General features: G+C 62.3%; 25 protein-coding genes and 1 other RNA gene. 16 read left to right on the top strand and 10 right to left on the bottom strand.

Annotation, left to right across the window (positions count from 1 at the left end; all coding sequences use genetic code 11):
- Positions 1-137: 137 nt before the first annotated feature.
- A complete protein-coding gene (rsd, locus tag F474_RS19880) occupies positions 138-611 on the top strand; it encodes a sigma D regulator (protein WP_097088471.1) in 474 nt (157 codons plus the stop codon).
- Between the two features lie 9 nt (positions 612-620).
- On the opposite strand, the gene F474_RS19875 is transcribed toward rsd, so the two are convergent.
- On the bottom strand, positions 621-1,280 hold the full coding sequence (locus F474_RS19875; RefSeq protein ID WP_097088172.1) for an FKBP-type peptidyl-prolyl cis-trans isomerase: 660 nt from the start codon (positions 1,278-1,280) through the stop codon (positions 621-623).
- Positions 1,281-1,468: 188 nt separating this feature from the next.
- On the opposite strand from F474_RS19875, the gene F474_RS19870 reads away from it, so the two are divergent.
- Entirely contained in the window at positions 1,469-2,254 is a 786-nt protein-coding gene (locus tag F474_RS19870) for an AlgP family protein (RefSeq protein ID WP_097088174.1), read from the top strand.
- Here the strand turns inward: F474_RS19870 and F474_RS19865 are convergent.
- Complete coding sequence (locus F474_RS19865) at positions 2,251-2,694, bottom strand: TIGR02444 family protein (RefSeq protein WP_097088176.1); 444 nt, start codon at positions 2,692-2,694, stop codon at positions 2,251-2,253. The genes F474_RS19870 and F474_RS19865 overlap by 4 nt on opposite strands.
- Before the next feature lie 50 nt (positions 2,695-2,744).
- On the opposite strand from F474_RS19865, the gene F474_RS19860 reads away from it, so the two are divergent.
- Both F474_RS19860 and F474_RS19855 read left to right on the top strand, forming a co-directional pair.
- Positions 2,745-4,655, top strand: a complete 1,911-nt coding sequence (locus F474_RS19860; RefSeq protein WP_097088178.1) for an ATP-binding cassette domain-containing protein — start codon at positions 2,745-2,747, stop codon at positions 4,653-4,655.
- Between the two features lie 20 nt (positions 4,656-4,675).
- A complete protein-coding gene (locus F474_RS19855; protein ID WP_097088181.1) occupies positions 4,676-5,308 on the top strand; it encodes a LysE family transporter in 633 nt (210 codons plus the stop codon).
- On the opposite strand, the gene elbB is transcribed toward F474_RS19855, so the two are convergent.
- Together elbB and F474_RS19845 are read right to left on the bottom strand one after the other, a co-directional pair.
- The gene (gene elbB / locus F474_RS19850; RefSeq protein WP_097088183.1) at positions 5,309-5,971 is read right to left on the bottom strand and encodes an isoprenoid biosynthesis glyoxalase ElbB; all 663 of its coding nucleotides are present in this window, start codon (positions 5,969-5,971) and stop codon (positions 5,309-5,311) included.
- 61 nt (positions 5,972-6,032) lie between these two features.
- Positions 6,033-6,617, bottom strand: a complete 585-nt coding sequence (locus F474_RS19845) for a DedA family protein (RefSeq protein WP_097088186.1) — start codon at positions 6,615-6,617, stop codon at positions 6,033-6,035.
- A gap of 263 nt (positions 6,618-6,880) precedes the next feature.
- On the opposite strand from F474_RS19845, the gene ppk1 reads away from it, so the two are divergent.
- On the top strand, positions 6,881-9,085 hold the full coding sequence (gene ppk1, locus F474_RS19840) for a polyphosphate kinase 1 (RefSeq protein WP_097088189.1): 2,205 nt from the start codon (positions 6,881-6,883) through the stop codon (positions 9,083-9,085).
- A gap of 57 nt (positions 9,086-9,142) precedes the next feature.
- Here ppk1 and ppx read toward each other — a convergent pair whose 3' ends face one another.
- Positions 9,143-10,645 (bottom strand): exopolyphosphatase, encoded by a 1,503-nt coding sequence (ppx, locus tag F474_RS19835; protein ID WP_097088191.1) that lies wholly within the window; start codon positions 10,643-10,645, stop codon positions 9,143-9,145.
- 193 nt (positions 10,646-10,838) lie between these two features.
- On the opposite strand from ppx, the gene trxA reads away from it, so the two are divergent.
- The 6 genes from trxA to F474_RS19805 all read left to right on the top strand — a co-directional run bounded on the left by trxA (position 10,839) and on the right by F474_RS19805 (position 16,464).
- On the top strand, positions 10,839-11,165 hold the full coding sequence (gene trxA / locus F474_RS19830) for a thioredoxin TrxA (RefSeq protein WP_165830351.1): 327 nt from the start codon (positions 10,839-10,841) through the stop codon (positions 11,163-11,165).
- A 234-nt stretch (positions 11,166-11,399) separates the two neighbouring features.
- Positions 11,400-12,659 (top strand): transcription termination factor Rho, encoded by a 1,260-nt coding sequence (rho, locus tag F474_RS19825; RefSeq protein ID WP_097088194.1) that lies wholly within the window; start codon positions 11,400-11,402, stop codon positions 12,657-12,659.
- A 104-nt stretch (positions 12,660-12,763) separates the two neighbouring features.
- Positions 12,764-14,230, top strand: a complete 1,467-nt coding sequence (ubiD, locus tag F474_RS19820) for a 4-hydroxy-3-polyprenylbenzoate decarboxylase (RefSeq protein WP_097088198.1) — start codon at positions 12,764-12,766, stop codon at positions 14,228-14,230.
- Positions 14,230-15,198: a CDP-6-deoxy-delta-3,4-glucoseen reductase gene (locus F474_RS19815; RefSeq protein WP_097088201.1), complete on the top strand. Its 969-nt coding sequence runs from the start codon at positions 14,230-14,232 to the stop codon at positions 15,196-15,198. The genes ubiD and F474_RS19815 overlap by 1 nt, the downstream gene beginning before the upstream one ends.
- Positions 15,199-15,325: 127 nt before the next feature.
- A complete protein-coding gene (locus F474_RS19810) occupies positions 15,326-15,976 on the top strand; it encodes a gamma-glutamylcyclotransferase (protein WP_097088204.1) in 651 nt (216 codons plus the stop codon).
- A gap of 77 nt (positions 15,977-16,053) precedes the next feature.
- The gene (locus F474_RS19805) at positions 16,054-16,464 is read left to right on the top strand and encodes a flagellar basal body-associated protein FliL (protein ID WP_097088206.1); all 411 of its coding nucleotides are present in this window, start codon (positions 16,054-16,056) and stop codon (positions 16,462-16,464) included.
- 14 nt (positions 16,465-16,478) lie between these two features.
- Here the strand turns inward: F474_RS19805 and F474_RS19800 are convergent, their stop codons facing one another.
- On the bottom strand, positions 16,479-16,928 hold the full coding sequence (locus F474_RS19800; protein WP_097088209.1) for an EVE domain-containing protein: 450 nt from the start codon (positions 16,926-16,928) through the stop codon (positions 16,479-16,481).
- A 196-nt stretch (positions 16,929-17,124) separates the two neighbouring features.
- Here F474_RS19800 and F474_RS22725 point away from each other — a divergent pair, with 196 nt between their 5' ends.
- Positions 17,125-17,265 (top strand): hypothetical protein, encoded by a 141-nt coding sequence (locus F474_RS22725; RefSeq protein WP_165830350.1) that lies wholly within the window; start codon positions 17,125-17,127, stop codon positions 17,263-17,265.
- A 23-nt stretch (positions 17,266-17,288) separates the two neighbouring features.
- On the opposite strand, the gene F474_RS19795 is transcribed toward F474_RS22725, so the two are convergent.
- From F474_RS19795 to F474_RS19780, 4 genes are all read right to left on the bottom strand, one after another.
- Positions 17,289-17,891 carry a 5-formyltetrahydrofolate cyclo-ligase gene (locus tag F474_RS19795; RefSeq protein ID WP_097088210.1) on the bottom strand — a complete coding sequence of 201 codons (603 nt, stop codon included), beginning with the start codon at positions 17,889-17,891 and terminating at the stop codon, positions 17,289-17,291.
- A gap of 32 nt (positions 17,892-17,923) precedes the next feature.
- Positions 17,924-18,101: non-coding RNA, 6S RNA (gene ssrS / locus F474_RS19790), on the bottom strand.
- Positions 18,102-18,132: 31 nt separating this feature from the next.
- Positions 18,133-18,450, bottom strand: a complete 318-nt coding sequence (locus F474_RS19785; protein ID WP_097088212.1) for a cell division protein ZapA — start codon at positions 18,448-18,450, stop codon at positions 18,133-18,135.
- The gene (locus tag F474_RS19780; RefSeq protein WP_097088215.1) at positions 18,447-18,656 is read right to left on the bottom strand and encodes a TIGR02449 family protein; all 210 of its coding nucleotides are present in this window, start codon (positions 18,654-18,656) and stop codon (positions 18,447-18,449) included. Before F474_RS19780 ends, F474_RS19785 begins: the two co-directional genes overlap by 4 nt.
- Positions 18,657-18,817: 161 nt before the next feature.
- On the opposite strand from F474_RS19780, the gene F474_RS19775 reads away from it, so the two are divergent.
- Genes F474_RS19775 through F474_RS19760 form a run of 4 tightly spaced genes read left to right on the top strand, consistent with a single transcriptional unit; the run spans position 18,818 to position 23,165 of the window.
- Positions 18,818-19,372, top strand: coding sequence for a YecA family protein (locus F474_RS19775; RefSeq protein ID WP_097088217.1), 555 nt, complete (start codon positions 18,818-18,820; stop codon positions 19,370-19,372).
- Between the two features lie 24 nt (positions 19,373-19,396).
- Positions 19,397-20,725 carry a Xaa-Pro aminopeptidase gene (gene pepP / locus F474_RS19770; protein ID WP_097088218.1) on the top strand — a complete coding sequence of 443 codons (1,329 nt, stop codon included), beginning with the start codon at positions 19,397-19,399 and terminating at the stop codon, positions 20,723-20,725.
- The gene (ubiH, locus tag F474_RS19765) at positions 20,722-21,918 is read left to right on the top strand and encodes a 2-octaprenyl-6-methoxyphenyl hydroxylase (RefSeq protein ID WP_097088220.1); all 1,197 of its coding nucleotides are present in this window, start codon (positions 20,722-20,724) and stop codon (positions 21,916-21,918) included. The genes pepP and ubiH overlap by 4 nt, the downstream gene beginning before the upstream one ends.
- Before the next feature lie 23 nt (positions 21,919-21,941).
- On the top strand, positions 21,942-23,165 hold the full coding sequence (locus F474_RS19760; protein WP_097088221.1) for a 2-octaprenyl-3-methyl-6-methoxy-1,4-benzoquinol hydroxylase: 1,224 nt from the start codon (positions 21,942-21,944) through the stop codon (positions 23,163-23,165).
- The last annotated feature ends 74 nt before the right edge of the window (positions 23,166-23,239 follow it).

Genomic DNA, 23,239 nt, shown 5'->3' with positions numbered 1-23,239 from the left:
GAACGTATGAAGTTATTGATCCGCATCGCTTGATGGCACAGGCGAGCGGGCATACTCTCGCAAAAAGTACTGGACGGCGGCGCCGTTTCGAGGCGTTTTTCGCCAGCGGCATCAAGGCCCATAGGGAAGAAAAGATCATGTTGGAAAGTTGTCAGAATGCCCAGGAACGCTGGGGTGGGGTGCACCTGTTGATCGACCGTTGGCTGCAGGAACGCCAACAACTGATCCGCACGTTCAATTCACTGGTCGAGATGCCCGACGAGCATGTCTTGAGCCGCGCGCAGTTGAATGAGTTCTGCGGCAGCCTGGTCGATTATTTTTCGGCTGGCCACTTTGCCGTGTATGAGCAGCTGATTGGTGAGGCCAGGGCATTCGGCGACGACGCTGCCGTGGAGCTGGCTGAGCGCATCTGCCCGCGCCTTGAGGCCCTCACCGAACGTGCGCTCACCTTCAATGACCATTGCGAGAAGTGTGATTGCTCCGACCTGCCTGACATCCTCGCTCGCCTTGAGGAGCTGGGCAATGCGCTGCATGAGCGCTTCGAGCTTGAAGATTGCCTGATCGAGGTGCTGCATACCGCGCACAAGCAAGAGGATGCCGAGCCGGCCTGAGGCCGGCCCTCACTGCGCGAAGTCGAGCAATTCGATTTCAAAGCTCAGGGGGGTGTAGGGTGGGATCAGGCTGCCGGCCCCGTCTGCGCCATAGGCCTGGGCCGAAGGCACCACGACCCGCCACTTCGCTCCCTTGGGCATCTGGAGCAGTGCCGTCTTCCACCCGTCTATCACGCTGCCCAGCCGGAACCACTGCGCGGTGTCGCTTTGATCGAACACAGTGCCGTCCGGCAGGCGGCCGACGTAGCGCACCTGTACCTTTGAGCCTGCCGAAGGCTTGCCGCCATTCCCGGGCGCAAGTTCGGTGACCAGCACCCCGCCTTCCAGCTCACGCACGCCCGCCTTGGCCCGCTCGTTCGCCATGAAGCGCCTTTCTGCCGCCATGGCTGCCTCGACCTCGCTGCCCTGCGGCGCGCTAGCCTGGCTGTCGTGATCGGCCAGCACCTTGCGCATGCGCTCTTCGCTCAGCGCCAGCGGCTGTTGGTCGTAGGACTGGCGCAGTGCTTGAACCAGAGTGTCCATGTCCAGCCCAGGCATGTCCTGGCGCAAGCGTTCGCCCAGGCTTGCACCTACGCTGTACGCCAGGTCATGGGAAGAAGGGGCGGGCGCATCCTGGGCAAACGCCTGCACCGAACCCAAGCAAAGTATCAACGACAGGCACCGCTGCATGGTAAGGCTCCGTTATGGGACATCAGGATTATGGCCGTAGGTGGTAGGTGAGTAGAACCCATTGGCAAGGTACAGGCGTAAACTCTTAAAACTCATTTAATTGTGTGCAAAATCCCGCCACGTCATCTAGCCGCTGTCATGGTGGAGGTCTAACATGGCCGTTGTCCATGTCCGCCAGGAGGAAAGTCATGTCGGCTAAAAAGAAGCCTGTAAACACTCCGCTGCACCTGCTCCAGCAACTCACTGGTAACCTGCTCGAAACGCTGGAGGGCGCGTGCTCCAAGGCGCTGGCCGATGCGGAGAAGCTGCTCGCCAAGTTGGAAAAGCAACGCGTAAAGGCTCAGGAGAAACTTCACAAGTCGCGTGGCAAGATTGAAGACGCCGCCGCTGCTGGCAAGAAAAAGGCCCAGTCCAAAGCTACCGCTGCGGTGCAAACACTCGAAACCTTGCTGGAAGACCTTCAAAGGCATCAAGGCGAAACGCGCCAGTACATCGCTAACCTCAAACGTGACTCTCAGGAAAGCCTGAAGCTTGCCCAAGGTATCGGCAAGGTTCGCGAGGCCACCAACAAGGCGCTTGAGCAACGGGCTGCCAAGCCTGCGGCACCCCAGGCCGCCGGGCGCGCGGTGGCCGCTCGCAAGCCCGCTGCTGCCAAGCCGGCGGTAGCCAAGCCGGCAGTAGCCCAGCCTGTGACCCGTGCACGTAAACCGGCAGCCTCAAAGGCCACCGCCGCAAAGCCGGCTGCAACGGTTAAAAAGCCTGTCGCAAGCAAAGCCGCGGTGGCCACTGCCAAACCAGCACCTGCTGCTCGCAAGCCTGCCGCCGCCAAACCCGTTACGGCAGCCAAGCCCACGGCCCGCAAGCCTGCAGCCAAACCGGCTAGCTCTACTGCCAAGCCCGCCGCTGCACCTGCAACCGTGGCCCAGCCAGTCGCTGCCCCTGCCGGCAGCGAGCCTTCAGGCGGCGCTGCCTAAAGCGTCTCGAACAGCGCCTGGGCGGTATCGGTATCGATGCCCTCCAGGCTGCTGGCCAACCAGGCCTCCAGGCTAGAGGTGGCGGATTCCGGCCACTGCGCCAACGCCTCCAGGCGCATCAACAGTTCTCTCTCGGTTTCCAGCTCCAGTGCCTTGACCTGCTCGCGCCACTGCGCCACGGCAGCATCCTCGGCTGCCAGCCCCTTCCACTGGCTACGCACCGATCTCAACGGTGCGATCACGTCGCTGTGCCAGTCGTTGGCCAGGCCCGCCAGCGCTTGCGCGCGTTCGGTTTGCCAGGCAACGCCGCGCAGCCCAAGCCAGGCAGCGCAGAGCACCAGGCACACATTCCCGCCCGCAGCCTGCAAGGCCATGCAGGCGGCTTCCACCTCGGGGCGGGCGTACCACTGCTGTGCAAACGCCCATAGCCCTTTGTTCATCACACACCCCACGCCACTGCGCCGCGAAACTGGTAGACTCCGGCGCCATTATGATCCGAATCCAGAACCTTACCTTACAGCGCGGCCCCAAGCGTTTGCTCGAAGGCGCCGACCTGACCCTGCACGCCGGCCAGAAGGCCGGGTTGATCGGCGCCAACGGCGCGGGCAAGTCTAGCCTGTTCGCTTTGCTGCGCGGTGAACTGCATCCCGATTCGGGTGACTGCGACCTCCCCGCGGACTGGCGCATCGCCCATATGCGGCAAGAGGTCGATGACCTGGAGCGCGTGGCGGTGGAGTACGTCCTCGACGGCGACCTGCACCTGCGCCAGGTACAGCGCGAGCTTGCTGCGGCCGAGCAGGCCCAGGACGGTACCGCCCTGGCGCGCCTGCACGCCCAGTTCGATTCAGCCAACGGCTACACCGCCAATGCTCGGGCTCGCAAACTGCTGGCGGGGCTGGGCTTCAGCAACGAGCAAATGGAGCGCCCGGTAGGCGACTTCTCCGGTGGCTGGCGGATGCGCTTGAACCTGGCCCAGGCACTGATGTGCCCTTCGGAGCTGCTGCTGCTCGACGAGCCGACCAACCACCTTGACCTGGACGCGATCCTCTGGCTCGAAGATTGGCTCAAGGGCTATCCCGGCACACTGCTTCTGATTTCCCACGACCGCGATTTTCTGGATGCAGTAGTCGACCACGTCGCCCATGTCGAACAGGCCAAGCTCACGCTCTACCGCGGCGGTTATACCGCCTTCGAACGTACCCGTGCCGAACGCCTGGCGCAGCAGCAGCAGGCGTTCGAGAAGCAGCAGGCCCGCCGTGCGCACATGGAGAAGTACATCGCCCGCTTCCGCGCCCAGGCCACCAAGGCCCGGCAGGCCCAGAGCCGCATAAAGGCACTGGAGCGTATGGAGGAGATCAGCGCCGCGCACGTCGACTCACCCTTCGAGTTCGGCTTCCGCGAGGCGCTGAAGATCTCCAGCCCGCTGCTGGACCTGTCAGAAGGCCGGCTGGGTTACGGCGACAAGGCCGTGCTGGAGAAGGTCAAGCTGCAACTGGTGCCGGGCGCGCGCATCGGGCTGCTTGGGCCTAACGGCGCGGGCAAGTCGACGCTGATCAAAACCCTGGCTGCCGAGCTTGAGCCTCTGAGCGGCCGCTTGCTGCGCGGCGAGAACCTGGTCGTCGGCTACTTTGCCCAGCATCAGTTGGACTCCCTGGACGACAAGGCAAGCCCACTGCTGCACCTGCAGCGCCTGGCCCCTACCGAGCGCGAACAGACGCTCAAGGACTTCCTGGGCGGTTTCGATTTTCGTGGCGCGCGGGTCGATGAGCCGGTGCTGAATTTCTCCGGCGGTGAAAAAGCCCGACTGGCATTGGCGCTGATCGCCTGGGGCCGGCCCAACCTGTTGCTGCTCGACGAACCGACCAACCACCTCGACCTGGAAATGCGCCTGGCATTGACCCTGGCGTTGCAGGAGTTCGGTGGGGCCGTGCTGGTGGTGTCGCACGATCGCCATTTGCTCAAGAGCACCACCGATCAGTTCTTGCTGGTTGCAGAGGGTCGAGTGGCAGACTTCGACGGCGACCTGGACGACTATGCTCGCTGGCTGGCGAGCTATCGCCAGAGCCTTGCGCCGGCATCGGCCCAGCCGGCTGGCGAAAAAACCGACAAGAAAGCTCAACGCCAGGCTGCCGCAGCCTTGCGGCAGCAGCTAGCGCCCCACAAGAAGCAGGCCGACCAGCTTGAAAAGGAACTGAGCAAAGTGCAGGCAGAGCTTGCCAACGTTGAGGCTGCGTTGGGTGACAGCGGCGTATACGATGCCGCGCGCAAAGATGAGCTGCGTGAGCTGCTGGCAGGCCAGGCGCGCCTGAAGGCGCGTGAAGGCGAGCTTGAAGAGGAGTGGCTGCTGGCATTGGAGACCCTCGAGGCCATGCAGGCAGAACTGGAAACATTGAACGGCTGACCCACGCAAAGGAGCGGCACATGGCACTGCAAACGTGGTTGGGGTTTTTCGTAGCCTGTTGGGTGATCAGCCTCTCGCCGGGCGCCGGTGCGGTGGCGTCGATGTCCTGTGGCCTGCAATACGGCTTTGTGCGGGGTTACTGGAACGCGCTGGGCCTGCAATTGGGCCTTCTGCTGCAAATTGTGATCGTCGCCCTCGGGGTGGGCGCACTGCTGGCCACCTCGGCGGCAGCCTTCACCGCCATCAAATGGTTCGGTGTGGGGTACCTGTTATACCTGGCGATCAAGCAATGGCGAGCGGTACCGGAAGACCTCGATGAGGGCGTAGCCCTGCGCCCGATCGGCAAACCCCTGGCGTTGGTGTTCCGTGGCTTCCTGGTCAATGCCAGCAACCCCAAGGCGATTATCTTCATGCTCGCGGTGTTGCCTCAGTTCGTCGACCCGCATGCGCCGTTACTGGGCCAGTACGTCATTATCGCGGCCACCATGGTCACCGTCGACCTGATCGTGATGGCGGGCTATACCGGCCTTGCATCCCGCGTTCTGCGCCTGCTGCGCACGCCCGCCCAGCAACGGCGGATGAACCGCACGTTTGCCGGGCTGTTCGTTGGCGCAGCGACCTTGCTGGCGATGGTGCGGCGCGCACCGGCGTAATCAGGCCTGTGCTTGGGCAAGCTCGATCACACGATCGACCAGCTTGTTGATGCCCGCAGCCGCCTCGGTGATCGATTGGGCCAACATGTAGGCGGGGGTGGTTACCAGCTTGCGCTCGGTGTCTTCGACGATTTCATCGACCGCACAGCACTGGTGAATTGCCCCCATCTGCTCCACCGCCTTGGCGGTTTCAGCATCGTTGCCGATGGTGCAGGTCACGGTCGGGCCATAGATCTTGGCAGCGATAGCCGGTGAAATACAGATCAGCCCCACAGGCTTGCGCTCTTCGGCGAAGGCTTCTGCTAGTGCCAGCAGGTCTGCGTTGACACTGCACTGTGCGCCCTCCAGGGCGAACGTGGACAGGTTTTTCGCCGAGCCGAAGCCGCCCGGTACGACAAGGGCATCGAAGTCCTCGACGCGGGCCTTTTTGAGGTCCTTGACTTGCCCACGGGCGATGCGTGCAGCCTCCACCAGCACATTGCGTTGCTCGCCAGTCGGCTTGCCAGTGAGGTGGTCGACCACCTCGAACGGAATATCCGGCGCGAAGCACTGCACCTGGCAGCCGCGCTGCGCCAGGCGCAGCAGGGTGAGTACGCTTTCGTGGATTTCGGCGCCGTCGTAGACGCCGCAGCCGGAGAGAACGACGGCGATGCTTGCAGACATGGTGATGCTCCTGAAGGGCTTTGAGGATTGATCTCATTCGCCGCCCAGCGTTCCACCCGCCTCAGTGTTCGTCTTGCTGCTCAGCCTTGCGCGCGATGCGCGAAGCCTTCCAGCGCCGGCTGATCCACAGCAGTGCACCGAACACCAGCAGGGCGCCCAGCACCCATAGCTCGTATTTCTTGACGCTGCCGAGAACGCCTTCAAGCACCGACCCGAAATGGTAGGCGGCCTGGGCCAGCACGATTGCCCAGACGATCGCGCCAATGCCGTTGAGTATCAGGTAGCGCCTTGGCGGGTAGCCGGACAAGCCGATCGCCACGGGCATCACGGTACGCAGCCCGTAGACGAAACGGAAACTGAGCACCCACAGGTCAGGGTGCTTGCGTATATGCTCCAGTGCGCGATCACCCATGGTTTGCCAGCGTGGCTTGCGTGCCAACAGGCGGCGGCCATGGCGGCGGCCGAGGAAATACCAGAGTTGGTCACCGGCATAGCTACCCAGGAAGGCAACCACCATGACCAGGTTGATGTCCATGTAGCCACGGAACGCCAGGAACCCGGCCAGCACGAGAATTGTCTCGCCTTCGAAGAAAGTGCCGAGGAACAGGGCCAGATAGCCGAAATTCTGTAGGAAATGTTGGAGCATTTTCTAGGTGCTGGCGAAATGAACGCGCAGCCTAACCCTTACGGGGATTTCATGAAAGTGTCGAGATGTGTCAACACATGAACAATTAACCTGGCGCAGTGGGGATTTGCGCTCAAATGTTGTCATGGCAATGTCATACAATCGTCTTATAACAGGTCGCATTTCTCATTCGCGCAGCCTGCCAGCCCGCCGCCGGGCTTGGGCGGCTTTGGCTTGCGTGCATGATCATCTGTTCAAGGGCTATGGCCCTACAGGGAATTCGCATGAATAATGAAGCGCTGAACGATACCGCCGTCCAAGAGGCCACTGCTGTGTTGGAACCCGTTGTCGAGCCGCCTGCCGAGGTACCCGTCGAACCCACCGAGCCTGCCCCGCCTGCGCCGGTGGTGCCAAGCCTGGACGACAGCAGCCTTTATATCCATCGCGAGCTGTCTCAGTTGCAGTTCAACATTCGCGTGCTGGAACAGGCGCTCGATGAAAGCTACCCGCTGCTTGAGCGGCTGAAATTCCTGCTGATCTTCTCCAGCAACCTGGACGAATTCTTCGAGATCCGTGTCGCGGGCCTGAAGAAACAAATCAATTTCGCCCGTGAGCAAGCCAGCGCCGACGGTATTCAGCCGCACCAGGCGCTCGCCCGGATCAGCGAGCTGGTGCACGTTCAGGTTCAGCGCCAGTACGCAATCCTCAACGACATTCTTCTGCCCGAGCTCGAGAAGCATCAGGTGCGCTTCATTCGCCGCCGCTACTGGACGCCGAAGGTCAAGGCGTGGGTGCGCCGTTATTTTCGCGACGAAATCGCGCCGATCATCACGCCTATCGGCCTGGACCCGACCCACCCCTTCCCGTTGCTGGTCAACAAAAGCCTGAACTTCATCGTCGAGCTCGAGGGGGTCGATGCGTTCGGCCGGGACTCTGGCCTTGCTATCATCCCAGCCCCTCGGCTCTTGCCGCGCATCATCAGGGTACCGGAAGAGGTGGGCGGCTCGGGCGACAACTACGTGTTCCTGTCGTCGATGATTCACGCGCATGCCGACGACCTGTTCCAAGGCATGAAGGTCAAGGGCTGCTATCAATTCCGCCTGACCCGCAACGCAGACCTGGCGCTGGACTCCGAAGACGTCGAAGACCTCGCCCGCGCGTTGCGCGGTGAATTGTTCTCGCGCCGCTACGGCGACGCGGTGCGGTTGGAGGTGGCCGATACCTGCCCTAAACAGCTCTCCGACTACCTGCTCAAGCAGTTCAGCCTGAGCGAGTCGGAGCTGTACCAGGTCAACGGCCCGGTGAACCTGACCCGCCTGTTCAGCATCACTGGGCTGGACAGCCACCCGGAGCTGCAGCACGCACCGTTCACCCCGGCCATCCCGAAGATTCTGCAGAACAGCGAAAACCTGTTCAGCACCATCCGCAAGCAGGACGTGCTGCTGTTGCACCCGTTCGAATCGTTCACCCCGGTTATCGACTTGCTGCGCCAGGCTGCCAAAGACCCGCACGTGCTTGCAGTCCGCCAGACGCTGTACCGCAGTGGCGCCAATTCCGAAATCGTCGATGCGCTGGTGGACGCCGCCCGCAACGGCAAGGAAGTGACTGCAGTGATCGAGCTGCGCGCGCGCTTCGATGAAGAGTCCAACCTGCAACTGGCCAGCCGCCTGCAAGCTGCCGGGGCAGTGGTGATCTACGGTGTGGTTGGCTTCAAGACCCACGCCAAGATGATGTTGATCCTGCGCCGGGAGGGTGGTGAGATCACTCGCTATGCGCATCTGGGCACCGGTAACTACCACGCCGGCAATGCACGGCTCTATACCGACTACAGCTTGCTCACCTCCGATGATGCGCTGTGCGAAGACGTCGGCAAGCTCTTCACGCAATTGATCGGCATGGGCAAGACACTGCGCATGAAGAAGCTCCTGCATGCGCCGTTCACCCTCAAGAAGGGCATCCTGGACATGATCGCCCGGGAAACCCAGCTCGCTCAAGAGGGCAAGCCGGCGCACATCGTCGCCAAATGCAACTCGCTGACCGACGCCAAGGTGATTCGCGCCCTCTACAAGGCCAGCCAGGCAGGGGTGCGCATCGACCTGGTGGTGCGCGGCATGTGCTGCCTGCGGCCAGGCATCGCAGGGGTGTCGCACAACATTCAGGTGCGGTCGGTGATCGGCCGGTTCCTCGAGCACACCCGTATCTACTACTTCCAGAACGGTGGAGAGGAGCAGCTATACCTTTCCAGCGCCGACTGGATGGAGCGCAACCTCGACAAGCGGGTGGAAACCTGCTTCCCGGTCGAGGGCAAGAAGCTGGTCACGCGGGTCAAGAAAGAGTTGGAAGCGTACCTGACAGACAACACCCATGCGTGGATCCTGCAGCCTGACGGCACCTACAGCCGGCAGACGCCCACCGGCAACCAGAACCCCCGCAACGCCCAGGCGGCGCTGCTCGACAAGCTGAGCTTGCAGGCGCTTATCGTGCGATAGGTAGCCCCAGGGCCGGCGCGCCGTCAGGCGCCGCCGACCCGCTGCCGGCGGTGGGCCTCAGTGGACGGTCAGCAGGAAATCCACTCGCGCCAGCCACTGTGCTTCTTGATCGAAGTCAGCCTGGGTCAATTGATTTTCGCTTAGCCAGCCTTCGGGAAACCTTACCTCCAGGCTGTTGCCATCGGCCTTCAGCTCGACCGTGGGCATCTGCTGCGTGCCACGGATGTGGTGGAACAGGATGGCGAAACGCAGCAGCACGCACAGGCGAATCAGCTGAATGCCTTCGTCGCCGAATTCGGCGTACCGGTCCTTGGGAATGTTGCGCCGATGGCCGCGCACCAGAAGGGCGAGCATCTGCTGGTCTTCGCGGGAAAAGCCGGCAAGGTCGGAATGCTCGATCAGGTAGGCGCCGTGCTTGTGGTAATGGTAGTGGGCGATGTCCAGGCCCACTTCGTGAACCTTGGCCGCCCAGCTCAGCAGGTCGCGCCAGGTGCCGTCCTCAAGCGCCCAGGTGGCGGCCACCTGATCGAAGGCGTGCAACGCCTTGCGCTCGACGCGTTCGGCCTGGTCGCGGTCGACGTGGTAGCGGTCCATCAGCGAATTGAGTGTGCGCTCGCGCACATCCTCGTGCTGATGGCGGCCCATCAGGTCGTAGAGCACGCCTTCACGCAGGGCACCTTCGCAGTGGTCCATGCGCTGCACCGTCAGGGCGTCGAAAATCGCTTCGAGAATCGCCAGGCCCGCTGGAAAGATGCTGCGGCGGTCGGGCTTGATGCCGTCGAAGTCGATTTTCTCGACATCGCCGAGCTTGAACAGTTTGCGCTTGAGCCAGGCCAGCCCCTCGGGGGTGATCTCGCCGGTGGTCTGGCCGGCTGCCTTGAGCACTGCGCCAATGGCCCGGATGGTGCCGGATGACCCGATGCCTTCATCCCAGCCCAGGCGGTGCACGGCCGTTTCGATATTCATGATCTCGAGGCGTGCGGCGGTGTAGGCCTGTGCATAACGCGCCGGCGTGATCTTGCCGTCGCGAAAATAACGCTGGGTAAAGCTCACACAGCCCATCTGCAGGCTTTCGCGCATCAAAGGCTCGAAGCGTTGGCCAATGATGAATTCGGTGCTGCCACCGCCGATGTCGGCCACCAGTCGCTTGCCTGGGGTGTCGGGCAATGTGTGGGATACGCCGAGGTAGATCAGGCGCGCTTCTTCTCGGCCAGAGATGACTTCCACCGGGTGGCCCAGGATCGCCTCGGCACGCACGATGAACTCATTGCGGTTGCGCGCTTCGCGAAGGGCGTTGGTGCCGACGATACGCACGGCGCCCAGGGGCAGCCCGTTGATCAGTTGTGCGAAGCGCTTGAGGCAATCCAGGCCCCGTTGCATGGCCTCTTCGCTGAGCAGGCGCTGCTCATCGATGCCGGCAGCCAATTGTACTTTTTCACCCAGCCGCTCAAGGATGCGAATATCGCCTTGATGCGGCTTGGCGACCACCATGTGGAAGCTGTTCGAGCCGAGGTCTATCGCTGCGACCAGGGACAGGTTCTTGACTTTTAAAGGTGGCATGGCAGGGCTTTCTCAATGGGCCAGGCGGCCATCCTGCCACTTTCTGGCGGCAGCGCCAATGCATCACGCAGGGGAGTATGCGTTGTATCAACGGTGTCGATAGTGACTGTCAATCATCGAAGCCTTCCGGCTGCAGGCTTGGCCGGCTATGATGCTTACACTTTTTTCAGACATGTTGACCACGGAGACACTCATGAGCGACAAAATCAAGCACGTCACCGACGCCAGCTTCGAAGCTGATGTGCTTAAAGCACAGGGCCCTGTGCTAGTCGATTATTGGGCTGAATGGTGCGGCCCGTGCAAAATGATCGCCCCTGTACTGGACGAAATTGCCTCTACTTATGAAGGCAAGGTTACCGTCGCCAAGCTTAACATCGACGAAAACCAGGAAACGCCAGCCAAGCACGGCGTGCGTGGCATCCCGACGCTGATGCTGTTCAAGAATGGCGAAGTGGCTGCCACCAAGGTCGGTGCATTGTCCAAGTCCCAGTTGGCCGCGTTCCTCGACGCCAATATCTGACTGCCGTAGTTGGTCGAAATATAGCCTCGCAAAATGCGGGGCTATTTTCGTTTGCAACGCTGGACGCGCCTATGCTCCGGTGTTAAATTCGGGTTCGCGCTGTTATCTTCAGTGCCCTTCGCAAGTCGCCGCCGACACATTCCAAGTCGAATACCCGCGATCCAGTCGCCTCCCCGGCGCGGCCTTTCCTGAGCCCAATGCTTAATCCCTCCATCCAGAACTCGTCACTCCTCTATGAACCTCACTGAACTCAAGCAAAAGCCGATTACCGATCTGCTCGAAATGGCCGAACAGATGGGCATCGAAAACATGGCCCGTTCGCGCAAGCAGGATGTGATCTTCTCCCTGTTGAAGAAGCATGCCAAAAGCGGTGAGGAAATCTCCGGTGATGGCGTGCTGGAAATCCTCCAGGACGGCTTCGGTTTCCTGCGCTCTGCCGATGCCTCTTACCTGGCCGGCCCGGATGACATCTACGTATCCCCCAGCCAGATCCGCCGGTTCAACCTGCGGACTGGCGATACCATCGTCGGCAAGATCCGCCCGCCGAAAGAAGGCGAGCGTTACTTCGCCCTGCTCAAGGTCGACTCGATCAACTTCGACCGCCCTGAAAACGCGAAGAACAAGATCCTGTTCGAAAACCTGACGCCGTTGTTCCCTAACCAGCGCCTGAAGATGGAAGCTGGCAACGGCTCCACCGAAGACCTGACCGGCCGTGTGATCGACCTCTGCGCACCGATCGGCAAGGGCCAGCGCGGCCTGATCGTCGCACCGCCCAAGGCCGGTAAGACCATCATGCTGCAGAACATCGCAGCCAACATCACCCGTAACAACCCCGAGTGCCACCTGATCGTTCTGCTGATCGACGAGCGCCCGGAAGAAGTGACCGAAATGCAGCGCACCGTGCGCGGCGAAGTGGTTGCCTCCACCTTCGACGAGCCACCGACCCGTCACGTGCAAGTGGCCGAAATGGTCATCGAGAAGGCCAAGCGCCTGGTCGAGCACAAGAAAGATGTGGTCATCCTGCTCGACTCGATCACTCGCCTGGCACGTGCCTACAACACGGTAATCCCGAGCTCCGGCAAGGTACTTACCGGTGGTGTCGACGCCCATGCGCTGGAGAAGCCCAAGCGTTTCTTCGGTGCCGCGCGTAACATCGAGGAGGGCGGCTCGCTGACCATCATCGCCACCGCGCTGGTCGAAACCGGCTCGAAGATGGATGAAGTCATCTACGAAGAGTTCAAGGGCACGGGCAACATGGAGCTGCCGCTGGACCGCCGCATCTCCGAGAAGCGCGTCTTCCCCGCCATCAATATCAATCGCTCCGGCACTCGCCGCGAAGAGCTGCTGACCGCCGACGACGAGCTGCAACGCATCTGGATCCTGCGCAAGCTTCTGCACCCGATGGACGAAGTTGCCGCAATCGAGTTCCTGATCGACAAGCTCAAGCAAACCAAGACAAACGACGAGTTCTTCCTGTCGATGAAGCGCAAGTAAACACTGCGTACCGCTTCGAAAAATGGCGCCCCTGTCGGGCGCCATTTTTTTTAGGCGCTGCCAACAGGTAGGATATAGCCCTCAATCTGTCAGTGGCGTGGCCAATGGAATTCAAGGACCTTCGGGACTTCGTGCAGCAGCTGGAACAGCGCGGCGCTCTCAAACGCATTCAGGTGCCGGTGTCGCCGGTGCTGGAAATGACCGAAATCTGCGACCGTACGCTGCGCCGCAAAGGGCCCGCGCTGTTGTTCGAAAACCCGGTGGGCCACTCGATGCCGGTGCTGGGTAACCTGTTCGGCACCCCGGAGCGAGTTGCGCTGGGCATGGGGGCTGAAGACGTTGGCGAGCTGCGTGAAATCGGCAAGCTGCTGGCCTTTCTCAAGGAGCCGGAGCCTCCGAAGGGCCTGCGCGACGCTTGGTCGAAACTGCCGATCTTCAAAAAGATCATTTCCATGGCACCCAAAGTGCTCAAGGATGCACCCTGTCATGAAGTGGTGCTGGAAGGTGACGAGGTCGACCTTGGCAAGCTGCCGATCCAGCACTGCTGGCCGGGCGACGTAGCTCCGTTGATCACATGGGGGCTCACCGTTACCAAGGGGCCCAACAAGGACCGGCAGAACCTGGGTATCTACCGCCAGCAGGTGATTGCCCGCAACAAGGTGATCATGCGCTGGCTCAGCCACCGGGGCGGTGCGCTGGATTATCGCGAATGGTGCGAGAAGCACCCGGGGGAGCCCTTCCCGGTGGCGGTGGCACTGGGTGCCGACCCCGCCACGATTCTCGGTGCGGTCACGCCGGTTCCCGATTCGCTCTCCGAATATGCTTTCGCCGGCCTGCTTCGCGGGCACCGCACCGAGCTGGTCAAATGCCGTGGCAATCAGTTGCAGGTGCCGGCCAGCGCAGAGATCGTGCTCGAGGGGGTGATCCACCCCGGCGAAATGGCTCCCGAAGGCCCTTATGGCGACCATACCGGTTACTACAACGAAGTTGACACCTTCCCGGTCTTTACCGTCGAACGCATCACCCATCGGCGCAACCCCATTTACCACAGTACCTATACGGGCAGGCCGCCGGATGAGCCGGCGATTCTGGGCGTGGCACTCAATGAGGTGTTCGTGCCGATTCTGCAGAAGCAATTCCCGGAGATCACCGATTTCTACCTGCCCCCGGAAGGTTGCTCCTACCGGATGGCGGTTGTGACGATGAAAAAGCAGTACCCGGGACATGCCAAGCGCGTGATGTTGGGGGTCTGGTCGTTTTTGCGTCAGTTCATGTACACAAAATTCGTTATCGTCACTGACGATGACATCAATGCCCGCGACTGGAACGATGTGATATGGGCCGTGACCACGCGTATGGACCCCAAGCGCGACACGGTCATGATCGACAACACACCGATCGACTATCTGGATTTTGCGTCTCCAGTTTCCGGGCTCGGCTCCAAGATGGGGCTCGATGCCACTCATAAATGGCCGGGTGAAACCAGCCGTGAGTGGGGGCGTGTGATAGTCAAGGACGACGCGATCACTCGGCGCGTCGACGAACTCTGGAACCAGTTGGGAATCGACTGATGCGCGTGACCTTGCAGCCCTCCGGGGCGGTATTGGAGGCCCTACCGGGCGAAACCATCCTGGCGGCGGCCCAGCGGCTGGGTCATGAATGCCCTAATAGTTGCCGCAACGGTAACTGCCACGTGTGCACGGCGCTGTTGGTGGAAGGCCGCGTGCGGCAGGGCGGCGAGGTGCGGGACCACGGTGAGTTCTATGCCTGCATCGCGCAGCCGCTGGAAGATTGCGTGGTCTTGTGGGACGGCGTGCTGGCGATGGGTGCGCTGCCGGCGCGCGCCTTCGGTTGCCAGGTCATCGAATGCGCGGAGGTCGGGGGTGATGTCTGGCGGGTACGCCTGCGCGCCCCGGCGGGCAAGCTGCCTCGGTATCACGCCGGGCAATACCTGATGATCGAGCGAGACGGTGGCGGCCAGTCGGCGTTTTCCCTGGCCTCGGCGCCCCACAGCGGCCGTGAGCTGGAGCTGCATGTACTGGGCCGCGAAGCCAGTGCACAGGCATTGCTGGCGCAGCTACAGCGTGAGGGTACCGCTCGTGTACATCTGCCTTACGGCGACACGCACCTGGCTGAGCTGCCAGGCGGCCCGCTGGTGCTGATCGCCGCTGGCACGGGTATGGCGCAGATGCAGAGCCTGATCGAGCATTGCCGCGAGCAGGGTTTCCATCACCCAGTCCATTTGTACTGGGGCGTTCGACGGCCTGAAGACTTCTATCAGCTAGAGCACTGGGCGCAGTGGGAAAGCACGCCTAATCTGCATTTGCACAAAGTGGTCAGCGACCTGTGCGGTTGGGAAGGGCGCTGCGGCCTGCTGCATGAAGCCGTGCGTGAGGATATTGCGCAGTTGTCGGGCGTGCATGTCTACGCCAGCGGCTCACCCAACATGATCTATGCCACCTTGGACGCTTTGGTCGAAGCGGGCATGGACGCGCACCAGATGCGCGCCGACGTTTTTGCCTACGCACCCCGTGCCTGAATAACCTTATAGCGCGCAGGTGCTTGCCAGGCAGGCAAGCACTGCCGTACGGTAAAGCCAGGGGAACTTGCTTTGGCTTGAAGTGTATAGCGCCAGCCGCTATGCACGGGGATATTAGGTTCGCGTCATGTCGTCCATCGAACCCACAGCGCTGTGCCGCCCAGCTTATCCACCGGTACTGGATTTCGGCCCGCAACTGACCGATGAACAACTCACCTGCTCGCTCCAGCAGACCATGCGCCTGCACCAGGGCGGCCCGGTGTGGCTCTTCGCATACGGCTCACTGATCTGGCGGCCCGAATGCAGCAGTGTCGAGCGCAGGCGGGCGCGGGTGTTCGGCTATCACCGCGGGCTTTACCTTTGGTCGCATGAGCACCGCGGTACGCCTGCTCAGCCAGGCCTGGTGTTCGGGCTGGACCGGGGTGGCTCGTGCAGTGGCTTCGCCTTCCGCCTGCCTGAAGAGGGTCTGGAACAGGCGTTGTTGGCGCTGTGGCGCCGCGAGATGCCCTATCCCTCTTATCGGCCTCACTGGCTCAGCTGCCGACTGGAAGGCGGGCAGCGTATAAGGGCCTTGGGGTTTGTGCTCGAGCGCCATCTGCCCTGTTACGCAGGCAACCTTCCCGACGACCTGTTACTACAGATACTGGCAAGTGCCAGCGGTCGTTATGGCACTACCCGTGACTACGTCGAGCAAACCATTGCCGCACTGCGTAGCCACGCGATGCCTGACCTGCTGCTCGAATCACGTATCAAGCGTTGCCTGGCTGCTAAGGCTTGAGCACCGGCTGCCGATAAGCTCCTGTATGTTTGTGCGCCTGCCGCTATGCTTGGCGCATCTATCAAGGAGCCAACCACGTGAAAGCCTGGACCCTGTTGTTTCTCGCTCTGGCGCTGCCGGCCGGCGCCTTCGCCGAAGAAGGCGGGAAAGAAGCCAATGCCAACAAAGTGACCTATTACAGCTTCAACCCTCCCTTCGTGGGCAATTACGCCCTCGACGGTAGCCCGCGCCTGCACGTCTACAAAGCCGATATCGCCGTCAAGATCACCGGTGCCGAGGCAGAGGCTGCGGTCAAGCACCACGAGCCGTTGATCCGCAATCAGTTGGTGCAGCTGTTCACCCAGCAGACCGCCGAAGCCATGAGCACCATGGAGGGTAAGGAAAAGCTGCGCCAGGAAGCGCTCAAGCAAACCCAGCAAGTGCTTAACGACGAGGAAGGCAAACCGATCGTCGAAGACCTCCTGTTCAATAACCTGATCGTCCAGTAGGGCACCAAAGCTGCTTAGCCTAAGGCCAGCACCGCCTGCCACTGCGCCTCGGTTACAGGCATCACCGACAAGCGGCTGCCTTTTTGCACCAGCGGCAGCTCGGCAAGGGCGCTTTGCTGTTTCAGCACGGCCAGCCCGATCAAATGTTTGAAAGTACGGACATGCTCGACGTCCAGCGCGCTCCAGGGGTTCTTTTGCGCAGTGGCTTTAGCGTCGTGGTAAAGGCTGGAGGGGTCGAGTGCGGCAGGGTCGGGGTAGGCTGCCGTGCGGATGCGGGTAATGCCCGCAATGCCCGGTTTCGGGCAGCTGGAGTGGTAGAAGAAGAATGTGTCACCCGGCTGCATCGCCCGCAGGAAGTTGCGTGCCTGGTAGTTGCGCACGCCATCCCAGCGCGCGGTGCCAAGCTGTGCCAAGGCGTCGATGGACAACTCATCGGGTTCTGATTTCATCAGCCAATAGGCCATGCTGGAACGTCCTTTGCTTCGAAATAGTGAGCGTACTGGCAGGGCACTTTGCCAGCTTGAAAATAACCGACGATTGGTCGGAAACTGCATTTGCGCCTAGGGAACTCTTGGCGGAGAATGCGCGCGCTTTTGGATCAACTGAACCATGAGGGTGAAGTTGGCAATGATCTTCTGTATGCCTGGAGGGGGGCAAACGATGCGTCGTAAACCGGATATGTTGTGGGTTTTGGTCTTGTTGTTCGGTTTGGGCATCGTCACCACCGGGTATGCGCAGAGCCTTTGGGGCAAAAGCGGCGAGGGGCGCCTGGAAGCCACCTACGCCGTTCCGCTGCGCTAAGCGGGCGCCGTTGCGTACGGCGCCTATGCCAAGTACCAGCGCTGGTCGGTCAGGGTGCCGGCCAGCGGTACGTCCCAACTGGCCTGGGCCAGTTTGTCCACGCGCTGGCATTCATGCGCCAGCCCCAGCAGCAATGGTTTCTGCCATTGCTGCCGGCGAGCCCTGTAGGCCAGGCTCCTGTCGTAGAAGCCGCCGCCCATCCCCAACCGGCCGCCGGCATCGTCAAACCCCACCAAAGGCAGCAGGATCAGGTCCAGCGCCCAGATGGCGCGTTGCCGCCTCGGTGTAATGATCGGCTCCGGGATGCCGAAACGGTTGCGGCGCAGGCGCTCACCGGCGTCGATACGCTGAAATCGCATATGGGTACGCGGCCAGGCACTTAGCACCGGCAGGTAAGTGCGTTTGCCTCGTCTCTGTGCCGCGCGCAGCAAGGGGCGAGGGTCGATTTCACCATCGTTGGGCAGGTACAGGGCAATGTGTTTTGCGCGGCGGAACAGCGGATGCTGGGCCAGTTGCCGGTATAGGCCTTGGGCGGCCTTGCGCTGCTGGGCAGGGCCGAGCGCCTTGCGGGCATTGCGTAGTTGCCGGCGCAGTTGACCACGGGAAAGCGAAGCTGCTTCGATCATGGGCAGGACGGCCCGAGCCAGGTTCGAGAATGGGGCTCCCCGACGAACCGCTGTCGGTGTAGCCCTTGAACCCGAAAGTTCAAGGTGGAGGTTACAGCAGGCTTTAAGGCTTTCCGTCGAGCGGACATGCACACCAGCCTAGCGTGTAACTTCCGTGGTTGTGCGTATCGGCTCAGGGACATAACCGACTGGCGCATACTTCAGGGAGCGATAAAGAGTATATCGCAATGCGCCACGAGATTCAGCCCTTGGGTGGCTCCTGGTCAGGTGCCAATGCCAGGTCGACGCGCTCGAGCAAGCTGCGCACCTGGTCGCGGGTGGCGCCGCTGGCCGGCAGGTCGGGGCTGTCCTTGCGGTTGAGCAGGTCGTGGGCGATGTTCAGGGCAGCCATCACCGCAATGCGCTCGCCGCCGATCACTTTGCCACCACTGCGGATCTCACGCATCTTGCCGTCCAGGTAGCGGGCAGCGGCCAACAAGTTGCCGCGCTCCTGCGGCGGGCACATGATCGAATATTCCTTGTCGAGGATCTGCACAGTCACGCTATTGCTCGAACTCATGAATCTTGCTCCAGGGCCTTGAGGCGGGAAATCATCGATTCCACTTTGCGCCTCGCGATTTCGTTCTTTTCGATCAGTTGGGCGCGCTCTTCACGCCAATGCTTCTCTTGCGCAAGCAATTGGCTGTTCTGCCGCTTGAGGTGCTCGACGCGGTCGATCAGGCGTTCGAGCCTGTCCATCAATTCTTGCAGGTCGTTCTGTTCCATGGGGTGCGAGGCAGTCCTGAAAATGGGGCGTCCGAACGAATGAAGACCTGAGGATGGCCATGGCGTTCCACCTTGGCTCCGGTCATGGTCTTGGCTTACCTGCCGGTGTAGGATACAGGGCCATTATTCTAGACATTGCGCTGCCTTGCGCCTAGCTGCCCATGACGACTCCCAATTCGCCCTATCAAGCCTTCGCTACGCTGCTTTCAGCCGCTGGCCATCCCGTTTCGCCCGCTGAGCTGCATGGCCTGCTGCTGGGCCGCTGCTGCGCCGGTGCAGGCTTCGACGCCGAGGGCTGGCTGGCCGATGCGGCCGAGCTGCTGGCGGCCGAGCCTGCCGACAACATTCGCCAGGCGTTGCTGGGCCTGCTGGAGATGGTCAAGACCGAACTTACTGGCGACGACATCACCGTGGTGCTCTTGCTGCCCAACGACGATGCGCCGCTTCGCGAGCGTGCTGTCGCGCTCGGCCAGTGGTGCCAGGGCTTTCTGGGCGGCTTCGGCCTGATCGCCGGAGACCGTGCCTTGAGTAACGATGCACGCGAAGTGCTGCAAGACCTTGCCGCCATTGCCCAAGTGCAAGACGCACTCGAAGAGTCCGAAGACGGCGAGGGCGACTACATGGAAGTAATGGAATACCTGCGCGTGGCGCCGTTGCTGCTGTTCACCGAGCTGGCCAAGCCCGAGCCTACCCAGCCGAAACCTTCCTTGCACTGATCGACGGGAGTATACCGCCTGCCCATGGCTCAGATACCCAAGCCCGAATACGCGCGCCGGCGCAAGGCGCTGATGGCGCAGATGGTGCCCAACAGCATTGCGATCCTTCCAGCCGCTGCGGTGGCTATCCGCAACCGTGACGTTGAGCATGTGTATCGCCAGGACAGCGACTTCCAGTACCTGAGCGGTTTCCCTGAGCCTGAAGCGGTCATCGCCCTGATCCCGGGGCGCGAGCATGGCGAATACGTGCTGTTCTGCCGCGAGCGCGACCCGGAGCGTGAACTCTGGGATGGCCTGCGCGCCGGCCAGGACGGTGCGATCGAGCGTTTTGGTGCGGACGATGCGTTTCCCATCGCCGACATCGATGACATCCTCCCTGGCCTGATCGAAGGCCGCGACCGCGTCTACACGGCCATGGGCAGCAACCCCGAATTCGACCGCCGCCTGATGGAGTGGATCAACACCATCCGCGCCAAGGCGCGGCTCGGCGCTCAGCCGCCGAACGAGTTCGTCGCGCTCGATCATCTTCTGCACGACATGCGCCTGTACAAGTCGGCCGCGGAAGTGAAGGTGATGCGCGAGGCAGCGGCCATCTCGGCCCGGGCGCACATCCGCGCCATGCAGGCTGCTCGGCCTGGGCTGCACGAATACAGCCTCGAAGCTGAGCTTGACTACGAGTTCCGCCGCGGCGGAGCGCGCATGCCAGCCTATGGCTCGATCGTCGCGGCTGGCCGCAACGCCTGCATCCTGCACTACCAGGAAAACAACGCGGTGCTCAAAAGTGGCGACCTGGTATTGATCGACGCAGGCTGTGAAATCGACTGTTATGCCAGCGACATCACCCGCACCTTCCCGGTCAGCGGCCGGTTCTCAACCGAGCAGCGAGCAATCTACGAGCTGGTGCTGGCTGCCCAAGAGGCTGCATTCGCCCAGATCGCGCCGGGCAAACACTGGAACCAGGCGCATGAAGCGACTGTGCGCGTGATCACCGAAGGCCTGGTGCACCTCGGGTTACTGGAGGGCGAAGTGGATGCCCTGATCGAAGCCGACGCTCACCGTGAGTTCTACATGCATCGCGCCGGCCACTGGTTGGGTATGGATGTACATGACGTTGGCGAATACAAGGTCGGCGGTGAGTGGCGCGTGCTGGAGCCCGGCATGGCGCTTACTGTCGAGCCGGGGATCTACATCTCCCCCAACAACACCCGAGTCGCGAAAAAATGGCGCGGCATCGGTGTGCGCATCGAGGATGACGTGGTCGTTACCCGCCAGGGTTGCGAGATCCTTACCAGCGGTGTGCCCAAGTCAGTCGAGCAAGTCGAGGCGTTGATGGCGCAGGGCGGGGTAGCGTGAGCCGTTTCGATATCGCCATCATCGGTGGGGGGCTGGTCGGCGCCAGCCTGGCGTTGCTGCTGCAGGCACAGGCCAAGGCGCGTGGCTGGTCGATCCTGATGGTCGAGCCCTATGCGCCCGGTGACAGTTACCAACCCAGTTACGATGCCCGCAGCTCTGCCCTGGCCTATGGCTCGCGGCTGATCTACGAACGGCTTGGCCTGTGGCAGGCCATCAGTGAACGCAGCGCCGGTATCGAGCACATTCACGTGTCTGAACAGGGCCGGCTCGGTGCTGCCCGGCTGGACGCTGCGCAGCAGGGTGTTCCTGCCTTGGGCTACGTGGTCGAAAACGCCTGGCTCGGTCATTGCCTCTGGCAAGCACTGGACCCTGACGTCGTCCAGTGGCGGTGCCCGGCGCAGGTGGAGCGGCTCGAAGCGTGCGAGGGAGGCTACCGCCTGACCCTGGGCGACGAGTCGCAGGTCACTTGTGGCTTGGCCGTGTTGGCCGACGGTGGCCGCTCGAGCTTGCGCGAGCAGCTGGGTATCGCTGTGGCTACCACCGCTTACGACCAGACCGCACTGATTGCCAACGTGTCGTTCAGCCAGGGCCATGCCGGCCAGGCGTTCGAGCGTTTCACCCAGGATGGGCCGCTGGCGCTGCTGCCAATGGCTGAAGGTCGCTGCGCCCTGGTCTGGACCCGCAAACCCGCCGAGGCCAAGCGCTTGCTGGCCATGCCCGAGCGCGAATTCATCGGCCATTTGCAGCAGGCGTTCGGCTATCGCCTGGGCGCATTGCGCCAGCTCGGGGCTCGCCACGCTTACCCGCTTGCGCTGGTGCAAGCGCAGGAGCAGGCGCGCCCGCACCTGGCGGTGCTGGGCAACGCGGCGCACAGCCTGCACCCCATCGCCGGGCAAGGTTTCAACCTCTCGCTGCGTGACGCGCAGGCACTGGCGCAGGCACTGGCCGGCAGCGAGCAGGCGCCAGGTGATTTTGCCACCCTGCAGGCCTGGCAAGTAGCGCAGCGCCGCGATCAACTGATCACGGTCGGTTTCTCCGACCAGGTGACGCGGCTTTTTTCCAGCTCTACCCGGGGCCTGGCAGGCGCCAGGGGGGCGGGCCTTCTGGCGCTCGACCTGCTACCTCCTGCCAAACAGGCCTTCGCTCGCATAGCCATGGGGTTGGGCACTCGGCCGGGGCTCGCCCTGGGATGAACACAATGGATAGGGACGCAGGCATGCAAATAGACGCGCAGGTCACCATCGTCGGCGCTGGCATGGTCGGCAGTGCCCTGGCACTGGCATTGCGTGGCAGCGGCCTGAGCGTGGTGCTGATCGACGCAGGCCCGCTGCAACCGAATGCGTTCGACCCTGCCGCCCGTTTCGAGCCTCGGGTCAGCGCCTTGTCGGCTGCCAGCCAGCGGATGTTCGAACGGTTGGGCGCCTGGCCAGCCATGCAAAGCCGGCGAGTCAGCCCCTATTCCGACATGCGGGTATGGGATGGCAGCGGCACGGGGGCCATCCATTTCAGTGCCAGCTCAGTGCATGCGCCGATGCTCGGCCATATCGTCGAAAACCGCGTGGTGCAGGATGCGCTGCTCGAACAATTGCCCGGCACCGACATTGAGCAGGTACCCAACGCGCGGCTTGAGCAATTGCGCCACTCCGGCGATGGCTGGTTGCTCACCCTCAGCAATGGCCAGGCCGTGCGCACACCGTTGGTGATCGCGGCCGACGGTGCCAATTCGGCCGTGCGCCGGCTGGCAGGCTGCCCCACCCGCGAGTGGGATTACCTGCACCACGCGATCGTCACCAGCGTGCGCACGGCCAAGCCCCACCAGGCCACGGCCTGGCAGCGCTTCGCCGATGACGGCCCGTTGGCATTCCTGCCATTGGCGCACCCGGCCGGTGAACACTGGAGTTCGATTGTCTGGTCGACTACGCCTGAGCAGGCCCAGGCATTGATGGCCCTGGACGACCAGGCCTTCACTGCTGCACTCGAGCGTGCCTTCGAATCGCGCCTGGGCCAGGTAGTGGCTGCCGACCCTCGGCTCTGCGTGCCGCTGCGCCAACGCCATGCCAAGCGTTACGTGCAGCCTGGCCTGGCGCTGATCGGCGATGCGGCCCACACCATCCACCCATTGGCAGGGCAGGGCGTGAACCTGGGCCTGCTCGATGCCGCCGTGCTGGCCGAGGAACTGCTGCATGCCCATCAGCGCGGCGAACGGCTGGCGAGCCTCAAGGTGCTGGAGCGTTACGAGCGCCGCCGCATGCCGCACAACCTGGCGCTGATGGGGGCCATGGAAGGCTTCGAGCGCTTGTTTCAGGCCGACCCCCTACCGCTGCGCTGGCTGCGCAATACCGGGCTGAAGTGGGTGCAGCAATTGCCGGATGCCAAGGCCCTGTTCGTGCGCCAGGCACTCGGGCTGAGTGGCGACTTGCCGGCGCTGGCCAGGCCGTAACATTCGGTAACCGGTTCGCTTTGTCTGGGGAAATGAGATTGCCTATCATCCGGCCTCCGTTTTCCTAGCGAGGC

This window comes from Pseudomonas sp. URIL14HWK12:I12 (assembly GCF_003097135.1).
Lineage (GTDB): Bacteria > Pseudomonadota > Gammaproteobacteria > Pseudomonadales > Pseudomonadaceae > Aquipseudomonas.
This window is presented reverse-complemented; position numbering and strand designations above follow the sequence as displayed.